The organism is Leptotrichia sp. OH3620_COT-345 (genome assembly GCF_003932895.1).
GTDB lineage: Bacteria > Fusobacteriota > Fusobacteriia > Fusobacteriales > Leptotrichiaceae > Pseudoleptotrichia.
The window spans coordinates 1-4612 of sequence record NZ_RQYW01000035.1 but is presented as its reverse complement, the minus strand read 5'-3'; the positions used below and the strand labels follow the sequence as shown (position 1 = coordinate 4612).

Annotated in this window: 5 protein-coding genes; all 5 read right to left on the bottom strand. The window is 23.9% G+C overall.

Going from position 1 to position 4612, the window contains the following annotated elements; genetic code table 11:
* Nucleotides 1-295 (bottom strand): hypothetical protein (locus tag EII29_RS11010; protein WP_148096419.1); only part of this gene is annotated, 295 nt, incomplete at its 3' end.
* A 659-nt stretch (nucleotides 296-954) separates the two neighbouring features.
* Nucleotides 955-1878 (bottom strand): phage head-tail adapter protein, encoded by a 924-nt coding sequence (locus EII29_RS11005; RefSeq protein ID WP_125237567.1) that lies wholly within the window; start codon nucleotides 1876-1878, stop codon nucleotides 955-957.
* A 2-nt stretch (nucleotides 1879-1880) separates the two neighbouring features.
* On the bottom strand, nucleotides 1881-2270 hold the full coding sequence (locus EII29_RS11000; protein WP_125237566.1) for a hypothetical protein: 390 nt from the start codon (nucleotides 2268-2270) through the stop codon (nucleotides 1881-1883).
* Nucleotides 2271-2397: 127 nt separating this feature from the next.
* Nucleotides 2398-2742 carry a hypothetical protein gene (locus EII29_RS11950; protein WP_148096418.1) on the bottom strand — a complete coding sequence of 115 codons (345 nt, stop codon included), beginning with the start codon at nucleotides 2740-2742 and terminating at the stop codon, nucleotides 2398-2400.
* Between the two features lie 1027 nt (nucleotides 2743-3769).
* Nucleotides 3770-4612, bottom strand: an 843-nt coding sequence (locus tag EII29_RS12200; protein ID WP_158612525.1) for a hypothetical protein, incomplete at its 5' end; no start/stop codon positions are given.

Genomic DNA, 4612 nt, shown 5'->3' with positions numbered 1-4612 from the left:
TATGGATTAAAACTTCTTTTAGCCCTTCTACACTTCTTCCCGCTTCCTCAAATATATCCTTTGCTTTTCCTCTTCCTGCTTTTGTTAACCAATATTCCATCCCTAAATCCACATTTATAGCTCTTATTTCTCTTCCCTCAAACTCCCCTTTTTGTCTATTTATATCTCTATTTACATCCGATATATCCTGATTTATCTTTACATTACTTCCTATTGTAGAAAGTACTTCTCTACTCTTATCTTTTTCACCATAGTTTATACCTACTTTGTATACCCCTGTTTTTCCTTTCAGCATAATTTCATATTTACTCGGAAAATTTTGAATGCCGAGGTTTTTTATTTTAGTATTTTATTGTTTTATTCACTATATTTTTCTAGTATTTCTGTCATTTCCTTATCTTTTACTATTGATAGATACTCTTTCTTTCCTTCATATTCAGTTTCTAATATATAATAATCAGGGCAATAATTTATATCAACACAATTAAAGTCATTATATATTTTTATTTCCTTTTCCTTCCCTTTCTTTTTAAATACTACATTTAGTACAGTATTATTTATAATATCCTCCTGTTTAAAATTGTGTATGAAAACTGTTTCATAATTTTCATTTATAATACTTGAAAATTTCTTTTTTTCTTTTAAAGATAGTTGATTATTATTTATAAATATTTCATCTGGATGACTAATTTCAGCCCCTATTCCATTAATTTTTGTTGCATTTTGAAATCCTCCATTTAAAGCAACTATTAAAAAAATTATTATAAAAGAAACTATCCAAATTATAAAAAAACTAATTATCAGTATTTTTCCTCTTTTTCGCCTCTTTTCTTCTAAATATTCAGCTTTTTTTACTACTTTCCAGCATCATAACTAAAATACCCACCTCCAAGGCTAAATAGTTCAATTGCTATTTTGTTATTTACTTTATATAACATAGAATATAGTAAAAATTTAAATCACTTTATAATTATGAACATATAACAGCTGTATCTCTGAATAACTTATAGTTGAAATTTCTGAAAATTTTCTATATTGACTAAATTCTTTTAATTTCAACTTATCTTTTCCTAACTCAGTAATTATTCCTACTTTTGTTTCTAAATATTTTTCATTATCTATAAATAATAACAATTGATTTTTCAAACTAAAATTTAAAATATTGTAAAAATCTACATTTTTATACAACTCTTTTAGTTCTACTTTTTGTATTTCATTAACTTCTAAAATTTCTGTTATTTCCTCTATTTTTTCTACTTTTATAACTGAAATTATATCATCATTATTAAACTCCATTCTTTCTCTTAATATTAAATAATTTTTATTTTTTGTTATTATATTTCCAAAATATATTTCATCTGTATACATTTTTATTTTTATTATCTTTTCTTCTTTTGACCAAACTTCAATATCTTCTAATATTTTTAATCTTTTTATATAATCTTCTTTAATTATTTCAATAGAAGTTACTTTTCTCAAATCATCTATAAAATTAAAATATAAAAATTCTTTTTCTTTTTTTACAATATATCCCATTTCAGTACTACCATCTTCTAATTCTAATGAAATCAACATTTTCTCTTCTATAATAACTTTATAAAAATCTTTAACAAATTTTTTTTTATCTATTATTGATTTTTTTGTTTGTTTATTTTTTTTTAATTTTTCTATATAACTTGAATATAAGACAACTCTTTCAATTGAATTTAATAACAATATCTTTATTCCATTATTCTCTCCATTTGTATCATAAGAATTTAAAAATAAATAATTATCTAAAATTTTTAAAATATTTCCCACTACGAAATCATTATTTCTAAATCTATATATCCCTATAATATCTTCATTTTTTAAACTTAAAAGAATTTGTTTTATCATAACTATCTCCTTCCAGAATTTTTAGGTTTCCAATTCTTTTTCTCCCCCCCTTGGTTTCTCTGTCTTCTAGCGTTTCCCTTTTCATGCTTGTTTCTAGTTCTTTCACTTGCATTTTTTTTATGTTCTTTATAATAAGCAATCCCACCTATTATCACTGTTCCGCCTATTATAGACAATCCAACAACTTCTCCTATCGGCAAAGGTCCGTCTAATAAAGCAAGAAAACCTGCTAATGTCGTACTCTCTTTTAATCCAAATGCTATATCATTCTCCCAATCACTACCGAGCTGTTCTTTTGTATACTTCAGTCTTTCTGTTATGAACTTTACATCATTTTCTCCAAACTGTCTATTGTAATTATCTCTCAAACTGTCTTCCATAAAAACTTGCATAATCTTCTGAATCCTTTAAACCGTTTTCTCTTCTATGATATAAATCAAGTACTCCTATTGCTGTTCATTGTATTGTTTAGAAGAAAAATATCAATAAGTGTTATAATTTTACTTGACAAAAACAATTTTAGTTCCATAATAACACTATTAAAACTATCATAGCCAGTAAATATGAAAATATCGATATTAATGCACTTATAATGTATTTTTTTAATTCTTTTTTCTTTCCTTTTTTTAAATAATAAAATATTATTGATACTAATATCGCTCCCTGAATAATTTTAATATAAGTTTTGAAACCAAAAACTAAAAATAATGAAAAAATATTAAACATAATTTCTCTTAAATCTGCTCCAAAAATTTTAAAAATCAACATATATCCAATCAGAACTATATAATAAGGAATTAAAACAAATCCTTTTATTTCTATTATTCCATATATTAAAAAGAGAAATGGAGAAATAAAACTCATAATATAATATTTTTTATTTTGTATATTTAGACACCTTCTCATATTCTTTCCATATTTGATTAAACATTGGATTACCATAATCCAATGTGGGAGTATGATTACTTACCGTATAATCTGGATAAAGTCTAACTTTATTTTTATGTATAGAGTCTAAAGATATTATTTTTACGTTATTCAGACACTAATTTTTCTTAATGCTCATTCTCATATTTTTTTCATTGAAATTATTTGAATGTTAGAGAAAAGATATTAATATTTAACTTTTTTGAATATCTGATTTAATTCTCTCACAACATTTCTTATTTTTTATTATATTTTTCTTTTCCTATATTAATTTCTGCAAAGATTATAGACAAATTTAAAAATAATTTTTCATAAGTTATCATTGTTCTTAAAATAGAAAACTAATATTTTTCTTTTATTTATATTTATGACTTATTCCATATTTTGACAAAAAGTTTCATTTTATCTCCTTATTTAATTGTTTTGGGATATTCTTTTACTCTCATTAACACTGCCACATATTTTTGCTCCATTAATAATTTTTATCTAAAGTACTCTTGAATTATAGAAACTTTCTCCATAATATTTCTTTATTCGTTAATTCTTCAAGTAAGCTACGTAACCACTATTATTACTTTTCTGTTCCTTATTTATATTCTATTAACTCCACAATAGTAATAAACTTATTGTCATAATAATCAGAAATGAAATAACATATATAATTAAGCCTAATAAATACTTGGAAGCTTTTTTCTTTTTCTTTTGTAAAGCATAGTGTATTGTCATACCCATAAAAATTAATCCCACTATTATTTTAATCGGAACTATTTCAATATCTAAACACAAGCAAAAACATAAAAAATTATTTACTATTTCCATTAATTTAAACTTTAAAAATAATGTTAAAGATAAGCCTAACATATAATACAGAATAACTAAATAACTATCAGATATTAAATTTTGAGGTATTATCAACATAACCATGAAATAAATTGGTGATAACATATTTAAAATATAGTATTTTTTATTTTCCATATTTAGACACCTTCTCATATTCTTTCCATATTTGACTAAACATTGGATTACCATAATCCAATGCAGGAGCATGATTATTTATTGTATAATCGGGAAGAAGCAAATTATCTTTTTTATAAATTGGATTTAATGTTATTATTTTTACATTATCAGGTATTGTTATTTTTCTTTCTTTTATCTTTTTTTGTAATGTTTCATAACTTCTATCACCATAATCTTTAACTACACTTAATCCTTTATCATTTTTCAATACATATAAATTTACAGTTACTGCATTTTTACTTGCTCTGCTTAAATATTTTTCTATAAAATCTATTCTCGGCATTACTATATTTAATTCATCTGCTCTTTCCGGTCTTATTATTTTTCCCGTTTCTTTCTTATATGTTAATGGATAACCACTGTTATAACCTATTTTATTCACTTTTTCTCTATATCCTATTGCATAAGCTTCCAATGTTGAATCAGCTCCTAAACTATGGCTCCATATGATTTTTATACTGTTTTCCCTATGTTTATAATTTGAAATCTCCCTTACTCCTTTATCTGAATATAGCTGTATACCTATGTTATAAACAAAGTCTAATTCTTTTTTCAGTTCTTTTTTAAACAATCCTTTTTCTACATATTTCAGTCTAGGACCATCTACATCTTTTGCTTTTGCACTTGCTCCACCATGAATTGAAACTATATCATTCTCCCAATCATTACCAAGTTGTTCTTTTGTATATTTTAGTCTTTCTGTTATGAACTTTACATCATTTTCTCCAAACTGTCTATTGTAATATCTCTCAAACTGTCTTCCATAAAAACTTGCATAATCTTCTGAATC

What these genes read in the sequence shown, in the direction of transcription:
- EII29_RS11005 (WP_125237567.1), bottom strand. Translation starts at nt 1,878, where the DNA reads ATGATAAAACAAATTCTTTTAAGTTTAAAAAATGAAGATATTATAGGG.
- EII29_RS11000 (WP_125237566.1), bottom strand. Translation starts at nt 2,270, where the DNA reads ATGCAAGTTTTTATGGAAGACAGTTTGAGAGATAATTACAATAGACAG.
- EII29_RS11950 (WP_148096418.1), bottom strand. Translation starts at nt 2,742, where the DNA reads ATGAGTTTTATTTCTCCATTTCTCTTTTTAATATATGGAATAATAGAA.